The organism is Aeromonas sp. SrichE-2G, from assembly GCF_017939565.1.
In the GTDB taxonomy this organism is placed as follows: domain Bacteria; phylum Pseudomonadota; class Gammaproteobacteria; order Enterobacterales; family Aeromonadaceae; genus Aeromonas; species Aeromonas taiwanensis.
Genome location: NZ_JAGKRG010000006.1, coordinates 1 through 20296, shown reverse-complemented (window position 1 = coordinate 20296; position 20296 = coordinate 1). Strand labels below are relative to the sequence as shown.

Sequence of the window (20296 nt, the reverse complement as noted above, 5' to 3'; positions counted from 1 at the left end):
GTCGATAATGTGGCAACCTGACGGGGGGACGGCTACACTGGCGCCCCTTTTTGCCATCGCAGACAGAAAATAAGGACATTGGCGTCATGCTGTTCCATGGATTGGTCTTCAAACCCTGGCGGATCTGGACCCGCCGCCCGCTCTGGTTGAAGACACTGCTCGGCATGCTGACCGGGATAGGGCTGGGGCTCTGCTTCAATGAGCAGGCGCTGTTGCTCAAACCCGTCGGCGTCCTGTTCGTCAACACCATACAGATGCTGATGGTCCCCCTCATCTTCTGCTCCGTCATCGCCGGCCTCACTGCTCTGCTCAAGGGCAAGCGCCTGGACCGTATCGCCGGCAAGGCCATCGCCCTCTACCTCAGCTCCACCGCCGTCGCCATCTGCATCGGCCTGATGATGGGCTGGCTGCTGGAGCCTGGCATGGGTGCCAATATGGGTCCCTATGAGCGGGGGGCCATGGCAGAGCAGCCAACCCTGGCCAGCGTGCTGAGCCACCTGGTGCCGCGCAATCCGATGCAGGCCATGGTGGATGGCAAGATATTGCAGGTGATCGTGTTCGCCGTGGCCCTCGCCCTCGCCCTGAACGCCACCGGCCGGCGTGGCCGCCCCGCCATCCTCTTCTTCACTTCCCTGGCGGAGGGGATGTTCAAACTGACCCAGATGGTGATGTCACTGGCCCCCTACGGCGTCTGCGCCCTGATGGCCTGGATGACCGGCAAATACGGCGTCAGCCTGCTGCTGCCGCTGCTCAAGGTGATCGGGGCCGTCTACCTCGGCTGCCTGCTGCACGTGCTCGGCGTCTACAGCAGCCTGCTTATCCTGCTGGCCCGCCTCAATCCGCTGCACTACTTCAAGAGCATCGTCGACGCCCAGGCTGTGGCCTTCACCAGCAGCTCGAGCAGCAGCACTCTGCCCATCAGCCTGGCCTGCGCCGAGCGCCGGCTCGGGGTCTCCCCCGCCATCACCGCCAAGGTGCTACCCATCGGGGCCACCATCAACATGGACGGGACAGCCCTCTACCAGGGAGTGACCGCCCTGTTCGTGGCCCAGGCCTTCGGCGTGGATCTTCATCTGGTGGACTACCTGACCATCATCAGCATCGCCACCCTCGCCAGCATCGGCACGGCGGGGACGCCGGGCACCGGGCTCATGCTACTGACGCTGACGCTCACTGCGGTGGGATTGCCGCTGGAAGGGGTGGCGCTCATCGCCGGCATAGACAGGATCCTCGACATGGCGCGCACCACGGTCAACGTCTCCGGCGACATCCTGGTTTCCGTGCTCATCGCCCGCAGCGAGAAGGAGCTGGATCTCGCCACCTACCACGACGCCAGCGCGGGAGATGACATCGACTTCACCCTGCGCTGAGGCCGCGCGGGCGGCACTCAGTGGTCGTGGGGATCGTGATGGCAGCGCCAGCAGATGTCGAAATTGGCGCCGTTCTCCTCCCCGCACTGACCACACAACCAGCCGTTGCCCTGCCGCTGCTGGTAGCGTTCGATGATCCGCCCCGCCTTGCTGCGATCCTGCTCGCACACCATCAGGGTGACCTGCAGCAGATCCACCGGCAGCTCTCCCAGCGCGCCGGAGAGCCCCTCACCGCTCAGCCTCACCCTGACTCCCTCCACCTCCAGCGCCCCTTTGAGTGCGTGCGCCTCCAGGGAGTGGGAAGCCCGATACAAGTTAATCCACTGATCCATACGTTGTCCTCGAAACCGCTTGTCAGTGCCGCCAGCGCGACCCTCATGCCAGGGCGTATACCTCCAGGGAAGGGGAGGCCAGATACAAGCCAAGCCAGTGATCCATGAAAAATCTCTTCACCATTTCCGTATCGCAAGGCTCCCGCCCGAGTCATGCCGCCCGGGGCGACTGGTCCGATGGTCTGTGATCCACTATGGCCCGTCCCTGTCATCCCCACACCGGCACCCGCCCCCGGGCGCCGCTCACAACAGCTTGTCGATGCCATACTCGGGGCCGTTGGCCACCAGAAAATCGATGAATGCCCTCAACTTGCGCGGCATCAGCCGCCGCTCCGGAAACAGCAGGTAGATGGGCACCCTGGGTTGCTGCCACTCGGGCAGCAGCGACACCAGAGCTCCGCTCGCCAGCTCATCATGGCACAGCATGGCGGGCAGGGAGGCGAGCCCCAGCCCGGCCTTGGCCGCCTCCCGGGCACAGGTGATGTTGTTGACCTGGAAACGGGAAGGCGGGTCCACCAGCACCTCGCGCTCCTCCCGCTCGAAACACCAGTGAGAGGACAGAAAGCCGCTGCTGACCGCGATCCGCTCGTGGTGCACCAGATCCTCTGGCCGGCCTATCGCCGGGCTGCGCGCCAAATAGTCCGGGCTGGCGCACAGCAGGCGCTCCGTGCTCCACAGCCGTCGTGCCGCCAGGTTGGAGTCGCTCATGTCGCCGACCCGCACTATGGCATCCAGCCCCTCGCTGATGGGATCCACGATGCGATTGGTCAGCTCCAGCTCCACCCGCAGCCCCGGATAGGCCTGCAGAAAGTTGGCCACCAGCCTGCCCACCACCAGCTGCCCCGTCTCGATGGGTACTGCCAGCTTGAGGGTACCGGTCACCTCCTGCTGGCTGGCGCTCAGCATCAGTTCTGCCTGGGCCAGCTCCTCCACCGCCTTGCTGCAGCGCTGGTAGTACTGCTCACCCGCCTCGGTCAGGGTGAGCTGGCGGGTAGAGCGGTAGAGCAGCCGCGCCCCGAGGCGCTGCTCCAGCTCGGCGATGCGCCGGCTCACCGTGGCCTTGGTCATGCCCAGCTCCTGGGCGGCGGCGGTGAAGGAGCCCTTGTCGACGATGCGCACCAGAATTAGAGCTGCGTTCAGGTCCATTGTCTCACCAGTGAAACTGTATATCTCATGAATGGATACTAATCGAAACAGTTTCGCGATGTTAGCCTGCCCGCCACAGTTCAGGAAAACCAATATCATGAGTCAACACAAGAAGATCCCCCTGCTGGCCGCCCTGCTGCTGGCACTGCTGGGCATGCTGTTCGCCGCCTACTGGTATCTACATGGCCGCTACTTCGAGAGCACCGACAACGCCTACCTGCAAAGCGAGGTCACCGGCATCGGCTCCAAGCTCTCCGGCTACATCAGCGAGGTGCTGGTGACCGACAACCAGGCGGTGAAGGCCGGCCAGCTCATCGCCCGCCTCGACGACCGCGAATACAAGACCAGGGTGGCGGAGGCCGAGGCCGACCTGCGCCTCAATCAGGCGACGGCGGAGAATCTCGCCGCCACCCGTACCCAGCAGCTGAGCCTCATTCGCCAGGCCGAGGCCAAGGTCAGCTCCGCCAATGCCGAACAGGTCCGGGCCCAGCAGCAGGTGCGCCGCGTCAGCCAGCTCAATGAGCGCCACTACAGCTCCCAGGACAGCTTGGACGAGGTGCGCGCCGGCTTGCAGGTCAACCAGGCCCAAGAGCAGGAGGCCAAAGCCGCCCTGCAGGCCGCCCGCGAGCGGCTGCTGGTGCTGGATGCCGAAGCCAAGCAGAACCAGGCCAAGCTGGCCCTGAGTGAGGCTCAGCTTGAACAAGCCAGGCTGGAGCTTGGTTACACCGAGCTGCGGGCACCGGCCGACGGCATCATCGGCAAGCGCAGCCTGCGGGCCGGGCTCTACGTCCAGTCCGGCATGCAGGTGGCCAGCCTGGTGCCGCTGCAGCAGGTATGGGTCGAGGCGAACTTCAAGGAGACCCAGTTGCAGCACATGCAGCCGGGGCAGAAGGTGGAAGTGATCCTGGATGCCTACCCGGATCAGCCGGTCGAGGGGATCATCGACAGCCTGGCGCCGGCCACCGGTGCCAAGTTCGCCCTGCTGCCGCCGGAGAACGCCACCGGCAACTTCACCAAGATAGTGCAGCGGGTGCCGGTCAAGATCCGCATCCCGGAGCCGGGTGCGCTGGCGGGCAAGCTGCTGCCGGGCCTCTCTACCGAGGTGATAGTGGATACCCGCACCCCTGAGCCCGTGGTGGCCGCCCACTGATGGAACCCATTCCACGCCGCAACTGGATCGCGGTCATGGGGGGCCTTATCGGCGCCTTCATGGCCATCCTCGACATCCAGATCACCAACGCCTCCCTGAAGGACATTCAGGGTGCCCTCTCGGCCACCCTGAGCGAGAGCTCCTGGATCTCCACCTCCTATCTGGTGGCGGAGATGATCGCCATCCCCCTGAGCGGCTGGCTGAGCCGGGGGCTGAGCGTTCGTCGCTACCTGCTGTGGACCACGGGCGCCTTCATCGTCGCCTCCGTGCTCTGCTCGTTCAGCTGGAACCTCACCAGCATGATCGTCTTTCGGGCGCTGCAGGGTTTCACCGGCGGAGCCCTGATCCCCATGGCCTTCTCCCTCATCGTCAGCCTGTTGCCGCTGCAAAAGCGGGCCACCGGCATGGCGCTGTTCGGCCTGTGCGCCACCTTCGCCCCCGCCATCGGTCCGACCCTGGGGGGCTGGCTGACGGAACAGATGTCCTGGCACTACATCTTCTACCTGAACGTGCCGCCGGGACTGCTGGTGATGGCCATGCTGGCCCACGGCCTGGACCGGAAGCCGGTGGACTGGGAGGTAATCAAGCGGGTGGATCTGGTCGGCATCCTTACCATGGCGGTGGGGCTGGGTCTGCTGGAAGTGGTGCTGGAGGAGGGCAACCGGGAGGACTGGTTCGGTTCCAGCTTCATTGTGCGGCTCACCGTCATCTCCGTGGTGGCCCTGGTGTTCTTCGTCATCAGCCAGCTGCTGCGCCGCCACCCCCTGGTCAACCTGCGGCTGCTGCACAACCCGCGCTTCGCCCTGGCCTGCTTCGCCTACCTGGTGCTCGGCATGGCCCTGATGGGCTCCATCTATGTGCTGCCCCTCTACATGACCCAGATCCACAACTACAACGCCCTGGAAATCGGCGAGGTGCTGATGTGGATGGGGTTGCCCCAGCTGCTGGTGCTGCCCCTGGTGCCCAAATTGACCCACAAGATAGACCCGCGCTATCTGGTGAGCTTCGGCTTTCTGGTCTTTGCCATCAGCTGCTTTATGAACGTCAACATGAGCGCCGACTACGCCGGCCCCCAGCTGATCCAGTCGCTCATCGTGCGGGCGCTGGGGCAGCCCTTCATCATGGTGCCCCTCTCCCTGGTGGCGACCGCCAGCCTGACCCCGGACGAGATACCCTCCTCCTCCACCCTGCTCAACGTGCTGCGCAACCTGGGGGGCGCCTTCGGCATCGCCATCATCGCGACCCTGATCGACAACGATACCCGGACCCACGTCAGCCAGATCGGCAGCACCCTGGCCGCCACCAGCATCGAGGGGCAGAGCTACCTGCTGCAGCTGGCCCAGAGCATGATGGCTCAGGGCTCGGATCCGGCACTGGCGCAGCAACAGGCCAGAGCCATGCTGTCGAACACCATCAGCCGCGAGGCAGCCATCATGGCCTACAACCAGGTGTTCTACGTGATGGGCATCTTCCTGCTCATCGCCAGCGCCCTGATGCTGCTGCTCAAGCAGCCTGCCCCGAGGGCGCCGGATGCCGAACCGGTCGAGGCGTGAAAACGGTGGAGATGGAATAGCAAAACGGGCCAGAAGGCCCGTTTTTCATTGCTGCCCGCCGGTCAGCCCGCCAGGGAGGCGGCGATCAGGAACTGGGCGGCGAAGTAGCTGGTCATCACCCAGGCCGTGGCATGGGGGAACGGACGACGGAAACGGTCGAGGGCCAGCATGCTGTCGGAGAAGAGGAACATCAGCGCCCCCACCAGGGCAGCGGCGCTGCCGGCGGTCAGAGAGGCATGCCAGGCGCCGGCGGCCACCCAGGCCATGGCGATGATCACCAGCATGTAGCAGAAGACGGGGATCCGCATCTCCCCAAGACTGCCCCACAGCAGGCCGAACACCAGGGCTGCCAGCCCCAGCAGCAGCAGGCCGTCCACCAGCTTGAGCACCAGGGGGCCCTGGGCAAAACCGACGATGTAGCAGAGGTGCGCGACAAGAAATGCCGCCAGCCCCTGGATGAAGCGATCCCGTGGCAACATCAGCAGTACGTCGCCAGCCAAGGAGAGGCAGAGGCCGAGCAGGATCCAGGCATGGGAGCCATTGTGATCGTCACTCTGGTAACCGAATGCCAGGGCGATGATGAACAGCATGGTCAGGGGCTTGCTGATATAGAACTGACGGGAGTCTGAGCCATAGGCCGCGCGGATGTGCCACCAGCCCGATGCGATGATCAAGAAACTCAATACCATACCCTGCTCCTCACCGACTGCGCGCGCTCGGGCGGCAACCCCTTTAGTGCACGCAAGAGTAGCAAATTCCCCCGGCCAGTGGCAGAGGGTGAGACATATGGCACCCTACACCTAAAGTCTAATTGCCCCTCCCTCGTGGCTCGGGCATAAGAGACAGCTCTGGAAGATCACCATGGAAGACGCTATGACCAACTACCTGCCCGCCATCGACATCATGATGTGCCACCTTGGCATCAGCTTTGAGCAAGCCTGCGAGCAGCTTGGCCTCAGCCCGCAGGAGCAGCAGACCCTCGACCAACTGCAAAAACAGAAGCAGACCCAGTCCAACTAATCCTCCCGGCATCGGCATCCCGATGTGCCACATGCCGGGCATCAGCTTCGAGCAAGCCTGCGAGCAGCTTGGCCTCAGCCCGCAGGAACAGTAGACCCTCGACCAACTGCAAAAACAGAAGCAGACCCAGTCCAACTAATCCTCCCGGCATCGGCATCCCGATGTGCCACATGCCGGGCATCAGATTCGAACAGGCCTGCGAGCAGCTTGGCCTCAGCCCGCAGGAACAGCAGACCCTCGATCTGCTGCAAAAGCAGAAGCAGTCCAACTAATACTCCGGGCATCGGCTTAGAGCAGGCCTGCAAACAGCTTGACCCCAGCCCACCATAGAAAACGGCGCCCGAAGGCGCCGTTTTTCATTGCACTGGTTTATGGGCGGGCAGCCCGGCGGCGTTGCAGCCAGACCACGGCGCCGAACAGCAGGAAGCCAGGCAGCCACATCAGCTCCTTGTTCCAACGTTCGGTGGGGGCCTTGACGCTCAGGATCTGCTGATCCATCTCCAGCCCCAGCTCGGCGGCCTGACTGCCGAAGGTCACGGTATCGATCAGGATCTTGCCATCCTGCTCATAGGTCTGGATCCCCAGCTTGGCCAGACGGTCCTCACCGCTCGCGCCATCCGGCACCGGCAACAGCACGGTGAAGCGGCGCAGCTTGCCCACCGCGTCCTCCCCTTCCATGCGCAGGCGCAGGGTACTCTCTGCCTCCACCTGACCCATGGTCTGGACCAGCTCGACCGGTGCCGTGTCACGGTAGGGGTCGTGCAGCAGATCCATCCAGAAGCCGGGGCGGAACAGGGTGAAGGCCACCAGCAGCAGCAGCACGCTCTCGTACCAGCGGCTCTTCACCAGGAAGTAGCCCTGGGTAGCGGCGGCGAAAATCAGCATGGCGATGGTCGCCACGATGAAGATCATCACGCCGTGGGCGAAGTCCACGTTGATGAGCAGCAGGTCGGTGTTGAAGATGAACAGGAACGGCAGCGCCGCGGTGCGCAGGCTGTAGTAGAACGCCGTGATCCCGGTCTTGATGGGGTCGCCCTTGGAGACGGCGGCCGCAGCGAACGAGGCCAGCCCCACCGGCGGGGTCACGTCCGCCATGATGCCGAAGTAGAACACGAACAGGTGCACGGCGATGAGCGGCACGATGAGACCGTTCTGCTGCCCCAGGGTGACGATCACCGGCGCCAGGAGGCTCGACACCACGATGTAGTTGGCGGTGGTGGGCAGCCCCATGCCGAGGATCAGGCTCAGCAGTGCGGTCAATATCAGCATGAGCAGCAGGTTGCCCATGGAGAGGAACTCCACCAGATCCGCCAGCACCAGGCCAACCCCGGTCTGGGAGACGGCCCCGACGATGATGCCGGCGGTGGCGGTGGCGATGCCGATGCCGATCATGTTGCGGGCACCGGCGATCAGCCCCTCGCGCAGGTCCACCATACCGTCGGTGAAGCTACCGTAGTCATGCTTGCCGTCCGTGCGCAGCCAGTTCAGCAGCGGACGCTGGGTCAGCAGTATGATGATGAGCATCACCGAGCCCCAGAAGGCCGACAGGCCGGGGGAGAGGCGCTCCACCATCAGACACCACACCAGCACCACCACGGGTAGCAGGAAGTGCAGGCCGGAGAGCAGCACGGCGCGGGTCTCCGGCAGCTCGTCCAGGGGCTTGTCCGGATCTTCCGACGGCAGCGGCTCGTTGCTCGCGGCTATCTTCAGCAGTCCCAGGTAGGCAGCGGCCAGCAGCACGCTGATCCCCGGCAGGGCATAGTCACCCAGCGCCGGCTTGAGCCAGCCCAGGCCATAGTAAACCGCCATGGAGAGGCCGCTGATGAGGGCGGCACCGAAGGCGAAGCCGGTCAGACGACGCAGCCAGGGGCGCGGCTGACGGTTGCCGATGGGCTCCATGCCGAGCTTGAGCGCCTCGAGGTGCACGATGTAGAGCAGCGCGATGTAGGAGATGGCCGCCGGCAGGAAGGCGTGCTTGATGATCTCCACATAGGGAATGCCCACGTACTCCACCATCAGGAAGGCGGCGGCCCCCATGACGGGGGGCATGATCTGGCCGTTGACCGAGGAGGCCACTTCCACCGCGCCAGCCTTCTCCTTGGAGAAACCGACCCGTTTCATCATGGGGATGGTGAAGGTACCCGTGGTCACCACGTTGGCGATGGAGGAGCCGGAGATGACGCCGGTCAGGGCCGAGGCCACCACGGCCGCCTTGGCCGGGCCGCCACGCAGGTGGCCGAGCAGGCTGAAGGCGAGCTGGATGAAGTAGTGGCCCGCGCCGGCACGCTCGAGCAGGGCACCAAACAGCACGAACAGGAAGACGAAGCTGGTGGAGACCCCGAGGGCGATGCCGAACACCCCTTCGGTGGTGATCCACTGGTGGTTCGCCAGCGCATGCAGGCTCACCCCGCGGTGGGCCAGCAGGGAGGGCATCCAGGGGCCGGCCAGGCTGTAGGCCAGGAAGACGATGGCGATCACCGCCAGGGCCGGGCCGAGGGCGCGGCGGGCGGCTTCCAGCAGGAGCGGAACGCCGACACAGGCGACCACGAAGTCCATGGTGGTCAGGTTGCCGGGGCGCTGGGCCAGCTGGTCGTACATGACGAACAGGTAGCTGGCGACGGCGGCCCCGATGAGGCCGAGGGCGATGTCGCCGAGCGGCACGCGGTCGCGCGGCGAACTGCGCATGGCCGGGAACACCAGGTAGGCGAGCAGGATGGCGAAGGCCAGGTGAATCGAGCGTGTTTCAGTGTCGTTGAGAACACCGATGCCGAGAGAAAACGGCAGCGGCGAAGCGATCCAGAGTTGGAAAAGGGACCAGATCAGCGCGAGGCCCGCGATGATCCAGCTCATCGTGCCCACCGGCAGGCGGGCTCCCACGTCCTGGGCGATCAGCTCCTCGGCCGAGAGCGCCTCTTGTTGTTGTGTTTGCTGCATAGTGTGACTCTGTTGGTGCTGCAATAAACGAGACTCGCTCCCCCGAAGGAGGAGCGAGTCAGGGGCACATCCGAAGCCGCAGCCGGATTACATCCAGCCACGCTCCTTGTAGTAACGCACCGCGCCTTCATGCAGCGGGGCGGAGAGACCCACCTTGATCATGTCGGCTTCCTTCAGGTCGGCGAAGGCCGGGTGCAGGCGCTTGAAGCGATCCAGGTTGTCGAAGACGGACTTGACCAGCTGGTAGACCACTTCCGGATCGGCCTTGGCGCTGGTGGAGAGCACGGCCTTGCCGCCGATGGACGGCGTCGGGTTCGGGCTGCCCTTGTACAGGCCACCCGGGATTTCGGCCTTGCTGTAGTAGCTCTTCTCGGCCAGCAGCTTGTCGATCTCGGGGCCGGTCACCGGCACCAGCACGGTGTCGGTGGTGGTGGAGGCTTCCTGGATGGCGCCGTTCGGGTGGCCGACGAAGTAGCTCATGGCGTCGATGTTGTTGTCACCCAGGGCGGAGGCCTGCTCGGCGGGTTTCAGCTCGGAGACCAGGCTGAAGGCGGACTTGTCCCAACCCTTCACGGCCATGATCTCTTCGAAGGTGTCACGCTGGCCGGAGCCCGGGTTACCGATGTTGACGCGCTTGCCCTTCAGATCGTCGAAACCGGCTACCTTGGCATCCTTGCGGGCCAGGATGGTGAACACTTCGCTCTGCAGGGAGAAGACGGCACGGATGTCGTCCATGGCCCCTTCGGCCTTGAACGGCTCGACGCCCTTCATCGCCTTGTACTGGTGGTCGGACTGCATGATGCCGAAGTTGAACTCACCGGAGCGGATGCCGTTGACGTTGGCAACACCGCCACCGCTGGCCGGTGCGTTGCACTTGATCTGGTGATCGGCGGCGCCGCGGTTGAGGAAGCGGCAGATGGACTGGCCCGCCACGTAGTAAACGCCGGTCTGACCGCCGGTGCCTATGGTCACGAAGCGCTCCTGCGCCTGTACCGGACCACCAAATGAGACACCGACCAGGGCCGCCGACAAGGCGCACGCCAAGGATAATCCTTTCATGTTCTTCATCCTTTTCATTGATTAATCCCACCCGTTTCCCGGGTGATTATGAGGCAGGCCCGCTCTGCGACGGGATTGCCTATACAGCCTCGTACGAGGAAATGGTCGAGCGACACGCGCTCTTCCATAAGCCACCATCATCCTGCGGTGAGATAATCAGCGTCATGCCGATCGGAGATGATCTGACCACGACCAGGTCAGTTCAAAAGCATCAACGCCCCGATTAAGCACATAACGCCAACATAAATCAAACAAAACAGCAAAATGGCGGATTTAAATAGCGAGAATTTTGAAGCGGATCATTCATTTCTCAATGGCAGATTAATTAGATGTGCCATCGAATGGAAGCAATAAAAAAAGTCATCAGATTCTTTCGTAACCCTTTGCTGGCAGGGATTGCAAGCCTGGTGTGTTATCTCGAAACGGCGACCATATACAGCATAATCGCGATGTCGAAGACGCGGTCATCGCCATAACGCAAGACCCCCGATCCGCTGCCGGATCGGGGGTCTGTTACAACTCGTTTTCATTCGATGCCGAGGGTCACGCCTTGCTGCCGGCCAGCTCCAGAATGAAGGCGAACTCCAGGGCGATATCCTCATAGGCCTTGAAACGGCCCGACTTGCCCCCGTGGCCGGCGTCCATGTCGGTGCTGAGCAGCAGCTGGTTGTCGTCTGTCTTCAGCTCCCGCAGCTTGGCCACCCACTTGGCCGGCTCCCAGTACTGTACCTGGGAATCGTGCAGACCCGTGGTCACCAGCATATTCGGGTAGGCCTGCGCCTTGACCTGATCGTAGGGGCTGTAGGACTTCATATAGTCGTAGTAGCGCTTCTGGTTCGGGTTGCCCCACTCGTCGTACTCGCCGGTGGTGAGGGGAATGGACTCGTCCAGCATGGTGGTGACCACATCGACGAAGGGCACCTGGGCCACCACGCCGCGATAGAGCTGGGGCGCCTGGTTGATGACGGCCCCCATCAGCAGGCCGCCGGCACTGCCCCCCATGGCATAGACCTGATCCCTGGCACCATAGCCCTGGGCCACCAGCGCCTCGGTGACGTCGATGAAGTCATTGAAGGTGTTCTGCTTCTTCAGCAGCTTGCCGTCTTCATACCAGGCGCGACCCAGCTCCTCGCCACCCCGGATGTGGGCGATGGCATAGACGAAGCCCCGGTCCAGCAGGCTCAGACGAGAGCTGCTGAAGTCCGGATCCATGCTGGCGCCATAGGAACCGTAGCCGTAGACCAGCAAGGGGTTCTGGCCATTGTGCTTGAACTTGTCCTTGCGATAGACCAGGGAGACCGGCACCTTGACGCCGTCGCGGGCGGCGATCCAGAGCCGCTCGCTGGCATACTGCTCGGCCTTGAAGCCCGCCACCGGCTGCTGCTTGAGCAGGGTGCGCTTGCCGCTGTCCATGTCGAGCTCATAGGTGGAGGACGGCGTGGTCATGGAGGAGTAGCCGTAACGCAGGGCACTGGTTTCCGGCTCCGGGTTGTAGGCGAGCCAGGTGACGTAGGCGGGATCGTCGAAGGCGATCTCCTTCTGCTCACCGCTCTGCCAGTTGACCTGGCGCAGCCGGGTCAGCCCCTGGCTGCGCTCCTCGAGCACCAGCCACTCCTTGAACAGGGCGTAGCTCTCCAGCAGCACGTCGGGATTGGGGGCGATCACCGCCTTCCAGCGATCCACCGGGCTCTCTTTGGTCTCGTACAGGCCGAAGTTCTTGCCGTCCTTGTTGGAACGCACATAGAAGCGGCCGCGATAGTGATCCAGGCTGTACTCGTGATCCGCCTGCCGGGGCAGGAACAGGCGCGGCGCCTGCACCGGGGTGTTGGCGTCGATGAGCCGCGCCTCGCTGGTGGTGGTGCTGGAGAGATTGATGACGATGAAGTCTTCCGAGGTGGTGGCGTAGAGGCTGACGTAGAAGCTGTCGTCCTTCTCCTCATAGACCAGCTGATCCCTGGCGGGATCCGTGCCCAGCTCGTGGCGATAGACCTGATAGGGCAGCAGGGTCTGGGGGTGCTTGCGCACGTAGAACACCGTCTTGCTGTCGTTGGCCCACACCAGGTTGCCCGAGGTGTTCTCGAGCTTGTCGGCGGCCCAGGTGCCGCTCTCCAGATCCAGGAACTGCACCTGGTACTGACGGCGGGAGAGGAAATCTTCCGCCACCGCCATCCAGCGGTTGTTGCGACTCACCTCCAGGGCGCCCAGGGAGTAGAACTCGTGGCCCTCGGCACGCTGGTTGCTGTCCAGCAGCAGGCTCTGGGCCCCATCCCCGTCCACCTTGCTGCGGGAGTAGATGGCGTACTCCTTGCCGGGCTCGTAGCGGGTCTGGTAGCGGTAACCATTCTTCACGTAGGGGACGGATTCATCCTGCTGGGGAATGCGGGCCACCATCTCCTTGTAGAGCTGGTCGCGCAGCGGCTTGGCCGGCTTGAGCATGGCCTCGGTATAGGCATTCTCGGCCTTGAGATAGTCCAGCACCTCGGGATTCTGCCGCTCGTCGTCGCGCAGCCAGTAGTAGTTGTCGACCCGCGTATCCCCGTGCTTCTTGAGTGTGTGAGGGTGCTTGGCCGCTACCGGGGGGAGCAGGGTGGACGAAGGGGAGGTATCGCTTGTAGGCATGGCTGGCTCTTCATTGGCATGGGTACAGGGTGCGGCAAGCAGGCAAGCCAGCAGCAACCCTCGGGAAAAGGTAAACATGTCGCATCCTCTGCGCGGTAACAGGGCTGACGGCCCCGGGGGAACGCCATGCATCGACGATCGCGCCACCCAACGGCAAGGCTGACGGGAGGGCATCGTCCCTGAGAAAACAAATTGGCGTTCAATCTGCCCCTTGTCGTTCTGGGTTGCAAGCGATCCCCTGACATTCCCCCCAAATCGACGAAAAAGGGCCGCCATCTCGCGATGGCGGCCCCTCTTGCTGACCATGGGCGGCACGGGCTCGCTCAGGTGTGCCTCACATGATGAAAGTGTGCCCGCTCAGGGTCAGCCTGCATCAGCCGGGATAGCTCGACCAGACCTTGGTCGCGCCCTCCTTGTCGATGCTCAGCACCTCATAGGGCTGGCCCGGAATATCCATGCCCGGCGCACTCTGGGGCATGCCCGGAATGGTCAGACCGCGGATCGCCGGTTTTTCCTTGAGCAGCTTCTGCACGTCGGCAGCGGGCACATGCCCCTCCACCACATAGCCATTCACCACCCCGGTGTGGCAGGAAGCCAGCTGTGGCGTAATGCCGTGCTGCTGCTTGATGGGATCGAGCTGCTCGGTTTCCACGACCTTGACCTCAAAGCCGTTCTCTTCCATGTGCTTGACCCAGGTCTTGCAGCAGCCGCAATACTTGGACTTGTAGACGGTCATCTGCTCGGTTGCCAGGGCAGACAGACTGATGGTGCTGGCCAGCACGGCCAGTAACAGGGACTTGTACATAACTCACCTCGGATAAGAAGAAATGCCCAGAAAAGGGGGGATCGACTCAGCAGAGGTGACGGGGCGGGCGTTCCAGCCGCTCCAGCGGCGCATCCGGCGTGAACAGGGAGGGGGAGACGAAGGTTGGCGCGTCAGGCTCAAGTCTTGCGACCGTCAGGCTATCGCTGGCAAGCACCGTCATGGCGAGGGCCGAGGTGAAGCTGCCGCAGGGCATGGCCTTCTCCAGGGTGCGTTCGCTCTGGCTGCAATGGGGCGTCAGGGTACAGAGATCCGTGGCGGCCTGGCTGCCAAACGACATCAGCACCATCAGCAGGCCCCACAGGGGGAGCCAGCGGCGGGCGCGAGCGAATTGGCGACGGGTCAGGACCATGACAGGACTCATTGACGAAAGATGGGGCTATGGTAACCCCTGGCCCAGGGTGAGGGTCAAGCCCGTCACCTGAGGGAGATCAAAAGAAGAGGCAATAGAGGCAAATCGGCGCCGGCCCTGGTGTGAACGCCCCGTCAGTCGACATGGACAGTGGCGAGCCGGGGCGCTTCTTGATAACGTCGCAACTCGATGCACCTTTGCCGAGTCCTTCCCTTCAGGTTATGACCCCATGAAACGCATTCTGGTTATCTTCTCTCACCCGGCACTGCAGAGCTCCCGGGCAAACAGGCAGCTGCTGCAGGCGATCGACGGTCTGGAGGGTATCACCCTGCACGACCTCTACCACCACTACCCGGACATGTACATCGACGTGAAGCGGGAACAGACCCTGCTGTCGAACCACGACATCATCGTCTTCCAGCACCCCTTCTACTGGTACTCCTGCCCCGCCATCATGAAGGAGTGGATGGATCTGGTGCTGGAGTATGGCTACGCCTACGGCCCCGAGGCCCATGCCCTCAGCGGCAAGCAGTGGCTCTCGGCCATCACCACGGGGGGCGCTCCCGAATCCTATTGCAGCGCCGGTTACAACCAGCGCCCGCTGCTCGACTTCCTGCTCCCTTTTCAGCAGACGGCGCAGCTGTGCGGCATGACCTGGCTGCCCCCCTTTGTGCTGCACTCCTTTCACAAGATGCGGGATCCGGAGGCACTTCGTCGCTGCGGCCAGGACTATCGTCAGCTCCTGTGCGCCCTGCGGGACGAGCAGTTGACCCCGGCCCAGCTCACCGGCACCTCCTACCTACGCGATCTCCTGGGGGGGCTGTCATCATGAGGCAAGAGACAAGACCACAAGGGCGGAGGAATCACTGATGGGACACGGACTGCTGTTTGACGCCTTGATCTATCTTTGTGCCGCGGTGATCGCGGTGCCGCTGGCCAAGCGCTGGGGGCTGGGTTCCGTGCTCGGCTACCTGCTGGCGGGCATCATCATCGGCCCCTTCCTGCTCGGGCTGGTGGGTGAGCAAAAAGATGTGATGCACTTCGCCGAGTTCGGAGTGGTGTTGATGCTGTTTCTGGTCGGCCTGGAGCTGCGCCCGGCGCTGCTGTGGCAACTGAAGGGGCCCATCCTCGGCACCGGCGGCCTGCAGGTACTGCTCACCAGTGCCGTCCTGACCGGGGTGGCCAGCCTCATCGGGTTGCCCTGGCAACAGGGGCTGGCCATCGGCCTCATTCTCGCGCTCTCCTCCACCGCCATCGTGCTGCAGAGCCTGCAGGAACGCAGGCTGATGCAGAGCGAGAGCGGCCGCTCCGGCTTTGCGGTGCTGCTGTTCCAGGACATCGCCGTCATCCCCATACTGGCGATACTGCCGCTGCTGGCCATCGCCCCGATCGCCAGCAACGGCGGATCGGAACTCGCCGGCTGGCAGCACGGCCTGCTGGTGGTGGCCGCCATCGCCGGCATAGTGCTGGGCGGCCACTACCTGATGCGGCCGGTGTTTCGCGCCATCGCAGAGGCCCATATGCGGGAGATCTTCGTCGCCGCCGCCCTGTTGCTGGTGATCGCCATCGCGGTGCTGATGGAATCCGTGGGGCTCTCCCCCGCCCTCGGATCCTTCCTCGCCGGTGTGGTGCTGGCCGACAGCGAGTATCGCCACGAGCTGGAGGCAGACATAGAGCCGTTCAAGGGGTTGCTGCTAGGCCTCTTCTTCATGTCCGTGGGGGCCGGCATCGACTTCAGCCTGTTTGCGGCCCATCCCCTGCTCATCCCGGCCCTGGTGCTCGGCCTGATGGTGTTGAAGTGGCTGGTGCTCATGGGGCTCGGCTTCGCCATCCGCATCTCGCCGAGCCAGCGCTGGACCTTTGCCCTGGCCCTAGCCCAGGGTGGGGAATTCGCCTTCGTGCTGTTTTCGTTCGCCGCCCAGAACAAGGTGCTGCCGGGGGAGACCATCTCCCTGCTGACCCTGGTGGTGGCCCTCTCCATGGCGTTGACGCCTCTGCTGCTGATCCTCAACGATCGGGTGATCCAGCCCTGGTTCGACTACCGCAACCAGAGCGATGCCCCCGAACACGAGCAGCCGGAACTGGTGGAGCACCCCGTCATCATCGCCGGCTTCGGCCGCTTCGGGCAGATCGTGGGGCGCCTGCTCCACGGCCACGGCATCGGCACCACCATTCTCGAGCAGGACGCCAGCCAGATCGAGATGCTGCGCAAGTACGGCTATCAGGTATTCTACGGCGATGCGAGCCGGCTCGACCTGCTCCATGCCGCCGGTGCCCACAAGGCCAAGCTGCTGGTGCTCTCCATCAACGACCCGGCCACCTCCATCGCCGTGATCGAGCTGGTGAAGAAGCACTTCCCGCACCTCAGGATCCTGGCTCGCGCCCAGGACAGACCCCATGCCCACGAGATCCTGCGCCAGGGCATCGACAGCGTGCACCGGGAGACCCTGGGATCGGCGGTGGATCTGGGGGTCGAGGCACTGACCCAGCTGGGATTCCGGGCCAACCAGGCCTGGCGCGCCGGCCAGATGTTCAAGCAGTACGACAACCGGCTGCTGCGCGAGCAGGTCAACTACCTGGACGACGAGCACACCTATATCAACAAGAGCCTGCAATACCGCGAGATCCTCTCCGACCTGCTGCAAGACGATCAGGAAGGACAGGAGCGTACCCACGCCCACAACTGGAACAGCGGTCTGCCCGACAACGACAAGGAAGCAATATGATTGCCTATTATCCCCTGCTCAAACACCTGCACATGACCCTGGCCCTGGTCAGCCTGCTGCTGTTCCTCTATCGCTGGCTGCTGGCCCTCGGGGGCAGTGCTCGCCTGCAGCAGAAGTGGCTGAAGGTGCTGCCCCACGTCAACGACACCTTCCTGCTACTGCTTGGCGTGCTGTTGGCGGTGACGCTGCAGATGAGCCCGGGTCAGCAACCCTGGCTGATGGCCAAGCTGATCGCCCTGGTGGTCTACATCGGCCTCGGCGTCATGGCGCTCAAGCGCCCGGCCCGCGGCCAGAAGGTGCTGGCAGGTATCGCCGCCCTGGTGGTATTCGGTTACATGGTGGGCGCCGCCCTCACCAAGTCTCCCTGGTCCTGGCTGGCCTGATGACCTCCTGGGGGGGAGGCTTCTCTCCCCCCTCTCCCGCTCCTCTGTATCTCCGTTTGATCCTCATTTCCTCGCAGCCATCACGGCGGCGACAACCCTGACAAGACTTTATTTCAACCAAAACAAGCCTCAAACAACCCCTCCATATTGATGATTCACATTTATTATCAATAACTTGCAAGATTATGTATGAAAATGGCGACAGTTGTCGCAGCAAAACTTGCGACATAGACTGTCGCAACCCATGGCTAGGATACACTCAACGCTAAACCAGTGAAGGCAAGCACCATGAGTAAGAAGCTGTTACGACAACTGACCTTGGCGCGTTGCATCCCGCACCGCCCTTACAAGCTGACCGCCAGCCAACTCCAGGTAAAACTGGAAGAGGAAGGCATTCACGTCAGTCTCCGTACCGTGCAACGGGACCTGGAAGAGATGTCCGGCATGGGGTTGTTCGATCTCACCTCCGATGAGCGCAGCAAGCCCCATGGCTGGTGCTTCGAACGACACGGTCTCAACGACTTTGCCAACATCATGCCGCTCTCCCTGGCAGTAGCGCTGAAGACCTGGAGCGACCAGGCGAGCCAACTGCTGCCGGCCAGCGTGCTGACCGAATTGAACCCGCTGGTCGACAAGGCCGGCCAGGTGATCCGCGACAGCCAGAGCGAACTGGCCGAACGCTGGCTGGAGAGCGTGCATCAGTCGCCGCGTCCGTTTGCCGGCAACCCGGAGATCCGTCGCAGCACCCTGATCCGCGACGCCCTCTGGCGCGGCCGCAAGTTCAGCGCCGAGATCCAGCGTGTCATCAAGGAGCGCACCGTGTGGCTCTGTTATGACCGCATCAATCCCCTCGGCATCCTGAACCAGACCGATGGCCCTATCCTGCTCTGCACCCTGTCCGAGCTGGATCCCAAGGTCTATGGCATTCCGTTCGATCACATCAAGAACGTGGAGCTGACCAACTTCAGCGCGACCCAGCCGAAGGACTTCAATATCCAGAAGCTGATCCGCGACCAGGGTTATCAGGACGTTAGCGGCCCGATCCGCTTCGTCGGGCGCATCGATGCAAACTGCCCGACCCTGATCGACGGACAAATCCCGGGACACAACCCGCGAATGACCCGCTATGACAAACGCAGCGTGGTGGTCGAGACCGAAGTGCAGGACACACCCGAGTTTCGCTCCTGGCTGAACAACATGAGCGGCAACCTGGAAGTTCTGGCCCCCGAGTCCCTGCGCAAGGCATATCCGACACCGGGTACCCGAGTAAGCTGATCTCCCCAGCCATCCATGATGAAAAGCCGAGCCTGCGCTCGGCTTTTGTCTGTTTTTCACACATATTTATTCAATTAATTTTTAACTCTTACTCCCCTGATTGAACCCGCTGTACTATCGTTTTCCTGCCATTTTCTGCTTGTGAGAGATCTGCCATTCCCCCTGTAAGCCCCCTCAGTTTTGAACCGTGCGTGAAGCCATCCAGGGTACGGCATGCTTTCCACGGAAACTAATTAAGCTTCTGATATAGATGGAAAATCTATATCATCATCACACCTTAGTTCGCCAGCCAATCGATTCCAATGACTTCAGATGCCTTGTAGATGCGCTCGATTGCCTTAGTATGGGTCTCACAAGGACGAGCTGATTCGGCAGGATGCAGAAACAGCGCATAATCATGGAATAATCCACAGGACGTGGACAAGGAACACCTCGGGATGAGGCCGATGACCTGGATGGTTATCGCAAGGATAGACAGGACAACCGCGGGATGCGGTCGCTGGACACCTCGGGACGAGGATGAGTGGCACGGATAGTCACTCTCAAGGATGGCAAGGGAACCCCGCAGTAAGCGGCAGGAAGCGGCAGGAACCAGCTTCAGGATGAAGCGAGATAACCAGGGTGGTTATCTGTCAGGACGACACATGGAACACCACGGGATGTGGTAATGGACACCTCCAGGATGGAGAGGGTGAAGCAATCAGGATCGATTGCCAGGCTAGGATGGCCACAGGACACCCCAACGGAGTGGGAAGGGGAAATTCCAAAGGAAAGGATAGAGTCAAGGATTGCAGGGAGCATGGCAGTTCAGGGACTGGGCGACATGACTTGAGGGGACGGCAGACGCCGTCCCCTTTTCTTTATCTGTCTACCACAGCATCATTCCCAAGATAGCGAATCAGCGCCTGAGAAGGCCCCATGGTCATAGGCCTGCGGGCAGGTCATCAAGCTCTGAGCCAGTACCTGATATGACAGCTGACATTGACTGGGAGTGATAGCCTGACACGCGGGGCTCCAGATCGCTGCCGCCACAAGCGGCCTGGCAGGACTTCAACCTGCTTTCCTATATTCCTTCATCCCTAGAGCTATCAGAGGGGCCTGAAGTATCACTCAGAGCGCCCAGGACGTGGCCAGCGGTAGGATACAAGGGGCAATTGTTAGGTAAAGCAGAAAGCATCGCGTACCGCTCTAACGCTGACTGGTTGTTAAGCAAAAGACCTTCTCGCGGGGACGGACTTGGGGGATGGGAACATTCAGAAAAGAAAAAAGCCCAGTCTGTCGACTGGGCTTCTTGTTAGTGGCGGAGCGGACGGGACTCGAACCCGCGACCCCCGGCGTGACAGGCCGGTATTCTAACCGACTGAACTACCGCTCCGCATTCGGTTAGCTTTCGCTAAAGCTGTTGCTGCTTGTTTGTGAGGTGTCATCCTCGCAGCCAGTAACGTGATTTTGCACATCACTGTTTAATTGGGTGCCTGGCAGTGTCCTACTCTCGCATGGCGAATGCCACACTACCATCGGCGCTACAGCGTTTCACTTCTGAGTTCGGCATGG

The 20296-nt window shown here is 62.5% G+C and carries 16 protein-coding genes and 1 tRNA gene; 8 read left to right on the top strand and 9 right to left on the bottom strand.

The annotated features are described in order from the left end of the window. The first annotated feature begins 86 nt into the window (after nucleotides 1-86). The gene (locus tag J9885_RS09935; protein WP_167576919.1) at nucleotides 87-1370 is read left to right on the top strand and encodes a dicarboxylate/amino acid:cation symporter; all 1284 of its coding nucleotides are present in this window, start codon (nucleotides 87-89) and stop codon (nucleotides 1368-1370) included. A gap of 17 nt (nucleotides 1371-1387) precedes the next feature. Here J9885_RS09935 and J9885_RS09930 read toward each other — a convergent pair whose 3' ends face one another. Together J9885_RS09930 and J9885_RS09925 are read right to left on the bottom strand one after the other, a co-directional pair. Continuing rightward, complete coding sequence (locus J9885_RS09930) at nucleotides 1388-1702, bottom strand: DUF2007 domain-containing protein (protein ID WP_043756772.1); 315 nt, start codon at nucleotides 1700-1702, stop codon at nucleotides 1388-1390. 243 nt (nucleotides 1703-1945) lie between these two features. Then, a complete protein-coding gene (locus J9885_RS09925) occupies nucleotides 1946-2848 on the bottom strand; it encodes a LysR family transcriptional regulator (RefSeq protein ID WP_134697061.1) in 903 nt (300 codons plus the stop codon). Nucleotides 2849-2945: 97 nt separating this feature from the next. Between J9885_RS09925 and J9885_RS09920 the strand changes: the two genes are divergently transcribed. Together J9885_RS09920 and J9885_RS09915 are read left to right on the top strand one after the other, a co-directional pair. After that, entirely contained in the window at nucleotides 2946-3998 is a 1053-nt protein-coding gene (locus J9885_RS09920; protein ID WP_210549221.1) for an HlyD family secretion protein, read from the top strand. Beyond that, nucleotides 3998-5551 carry a DHA2 family efflux MFS transporter permease subunit gene (locus J9885_RS09915; RefSeq protein ID WP_210549219.1) on the top strand — a complete coding sequence of 518 codons (1554 nt, stop codon included), beginning with the start codon at nucleotides 3998-4000 and terminating at the stop codon, nucleotides 5549-5551. The genes J9885_RS09920 and J9885_RS09915 overlap by 1 nt, the downstream gene beginning before the upstream one ends. Before the next feature lie 62 nt (nucleotides 5552-5613). Here J9885_RS09915 and J9885_RS09910 read toward each other — a convergent pair whose 3' ends face one another. After that, nucleotides 5614-6240 (bottom strand): lysoplasmalogenase, encoded by a 627-nt coding sequence (locus J9885_RS09910; RefSeq protein WP_043756759.1) that lies wholly within the window; start codon nucleotides 6238-6240, stop codon nucleotides 5614-5616. 172 nt (nucleotides 6241-6412) lie between these two features. Here J9885_RS09910 and J9885_RS09905 point away from each other — a divergent pair, with 172 nt between their 5' ends. Further along, the gene (locus J9885_RS09905) at nucleotides 6413-6571 is read left to right on the top strand and encodes a hypothetical protein (RefSeq protein ID WP_005332188.1); all 159 of its coding nucleotides are present in this window, start codon (nucleotides 6413-6415) and stop codon (nucleotides 6569-6571) included. A gap of 369 nt (nucleotides 6572-6940) precedes the next feature. Here the strand turns inward: J9885_RS09905 and J9885_RS09900 are convergent, their stop codons facing one another. The 5 genes from J9885_RS09900 to J9885_RS09880 form a co-directional block, all read right to left on the bottom strand. After that, nucleotides 6941-9505 carry a TRAP transporter permease gene (locus tag J9885_RS09900; protein WP_210549216.1) on the bottom strand — a complete coding sequence of 855 codons (2565 nt, stop codon included), beginning with the start codon at nucleotides 9503-9505 and terminating at the stop codon, nucleotides 6941-6943. A gap of 87 nt (nucleotides 9506-9592) precedes the next feature. Beyond that, nucleotides 9593-10564 carry a TAXI family TRAP transporter solute-binding subunit gene (locus J9885_RS09895; RefSeq protein ID WP_042076184.1) on the bottom strand — a complete coding sequence of 324 codons (972 nt, stop codon included), beginning with the start codon at nucleotides 10562-10564 and terminating at the stop codon, nucleotides 9593-9595. Nucleotides 10565-11107: 543 nt separating this feature from the next. Further along, a complete protein-coding gene (locus J9885_RS09890) occupies nucleotides 11108-13261 on the bottom strand; it encodes a S9 family peptidase (RefSeq protein WP_210549215.1) in 2154 nt (717 codons plus the stop codon). Between the two features lie 295 nt (nucleotides 13262-13556). After that, complete coding sequence (locus J9885_RS09885) at nucleotides 13557-13988, bottom strand: DUF411 domain-containing protein (RefSeq protein ID WP_043756752.1); 432 nt, start codon at nucleotides 13986-13988, stop codon at nucleotides 13557-13559. Between the two features lie 46 nt (nucleotides 13989-14034). Continuing rightward, entirely contained in the window at nucleotides 14035-14358 is a 324-nt protein-coding gene (locus J9885_RS09880) for a hypothetical protein (RefSeq protein WP_210549213.1), read from the bottom strand. Between the two features lie 229 nt (nucleotides 14359-14587). On the opposite strand from J9885_RS09880, the gene J9885_RS09875 reads away from it, so the two are divergent. The 4 genes from J9885_RS09875 to J9885_RS09860 all read left to right on the top strand — a co-directional run bounded on the left by J9885_RS09875 (nucleotide 14588) and on the right by J9885_RS09860 (nucleotide 18742). After that, a complete protein-coding gene (locus tag J9885_RS09875) occupies nucleotides 14588-15190 on the top strand; it encodes an NAD(P)H-dependent oxidoreductase (protein ID WP_210549211.1) in 603 nt (200 codons plus the stop codon). A gap of 37 nt (nucleotides 15191-15227) precedes the next feature. Further along, nucleotides 15228-17084: a monovalent cation:proton antiporter-2 (CPA2) family protein gene (locus tag J9885_RS09870; RefSeq protein WP_210549210.1), complete on the top strand. Its 1857-nt coding sequence runs from the start codon at nucleotides 15228-15230 to the stop codon at nucleotides 17082-17084. After that, the gene (locus J9885_RS09865; protein WP_210549207.1) at nucleotides 17081-17467 is read left to right on the top strand and encodes a SirB2 family protein; all 387 of its coding nucleotides are present in this window, start codon (nucleotides 17081-17083) and stop codon (nucleotides 17465-17467) included. The genes J9885_RS09870 and J9885_RS09865 overlap by 4 nt, the downstream gene beginning before the upstream one ends. A 288-nt stretch (nucleotides 17468-17755) precedes the next feature. Beyond that, nucleotides 17756-18742 (top strand): WYL domain-containing protein, encoded by a 987-nt coding sequence (locus tag J9885_RS09860; RefSeq protein WP_043756739.1) that lies wholly within the window; start codon nucleotides 17756-17758, stop codon nucleotides 18740-18742. 1298 nt (nucleotides 18743-20040) lie between these two features. Here the strand turns inward: J9885_RS09860 and J9885_RS09855 are convergent. Then, a tRNA-Asp gene (locus tag J9885_RS09855) sits at nucleotides 20041-20117 on the bottom strand. Nucleotides 20118-20296: the final 179 nt, after the last annotated feature.

What these genes read in the sequence shown, in the direction of transcription:
- J9885_RS09935 (WP_167576919.1), top strand. Translation starts at nt 87, where the DNA reads ATGCTGTTCCATGGATTGGTCTTCAAACCCTGGCGGATCTGGACCCGC.
- J9885_RS09930 (WP_043756772.1), bottom strand. Translation starts at nt 1,702, where the DNA reads ATGGATCAGTGGATTAACTTGTATCGGGCTTCCCACTCCCTGGAGGCG.
- J9885_RS09925 (WP_134697061.1), bottom strand. Translation starts at nt 2,848, where the DNA reads ATGGACCTGAACGCAGCTCTAATTCTGGTGCGCATCGTCGACAAGGGC.
- J9885_RS09920 (WP_210549221.1), top strand. Translation starts at nt 2,946, where the DNA reads ATGAGTCAACACAAGAAGATCCCCCTGCTGGCCGCCCTGCTGCTGGCA.
- J9885_RS09915 (WP_210549219.1), top strand. Translation starts at nt 3,998, where the DNA reads ATGGAACCCATTCCACGCCGCAACTGGATCGCGGTCATGGGGGGCCTT.
- J9885_RS09910 (WP_043756759.1), bottom strand. Translation starts at nt 6,240, where the DNA reads ATGGTATTGAGTTTCTTGATCATCGCATCGGGCTGGTGGCACATCCGC.
- J9885_RS09905 (WP_005332188.1), top strand. Translation starts at nt 6,413, where the DNA reads ATGGAAGACGCTATGACCAACTACCTGCCCGCCATCGACATCATGATG.
- J9885_RS09900 (WP_210549216.1), bottom strand. Translation starts at nt 9,505, where the DNA reads ATGCAGCAAACACAACAACAAGAGGCGCTCTCGGCCGAGGAGCTGATC.
- J9885_RS09895 (WP_042076184.1), bottom strand. Translation starts at nt 10,564, where the DNA reads ATGAAAGGATTATCCTTGGCGTGCGCCTTGTCGGCGGCCCTGGTCGGT.
- J9885_RS09890 (WP_210549215.1), bottom strand. Translation starts at nt 13,261, where the DNA reads ATGTTTACCTTTTCCCGAGGGTTGCTGCTGGCTTGCCTGCTTGCCGCA.
- J9885_RS09885 (WP_043756752.1), bottom strand. Translation starts at nt 13,988, where the DNA reads ATGTACAAGTCCCTGTTACTGGCCGTGCTGGCCAGCACCATCAGTCTG.
- J9885_RS09880 (WP_210549213.1), bottom strand. Translation starts at nt 14,358, where the DNA reads ATGGTCCTGACCCGTCGCCAATTCGCTCGCGCCCGCCGCTGGCTCCCC.
- J9885_RS09875 (WP_210549211.1), top strand. Translation starts at nt 14,588, where the DNA reads ATGAAACGCATTCTGGTTATCTTCTCTCACCCGGCACTGCAGAGCTCC.
- J9885_RS09870 (WP_210549210.1), top strand. Translation starts at nt 15,228, where the DNA reads ATGGGACACGGACTGCTGTTTGACGCCTTGATCTATCTTTGTGCCGCG.
- J9885_RS09865 (WP_210549207.1), top strand. Translation starts at nt 17,081, where the DNA reads ATGATTGCCTATTATCCCCTGCTCAAACACCTGCACATGACCCTGGCC.
- J9885_RS09860 (WP_043756739.1), top strand. Translation starts at nt 17,756, where the DNA reads ATGAGTAAGAAGCTGTTACGACAACTGACCTTGGCGCGTTGCATCCCG.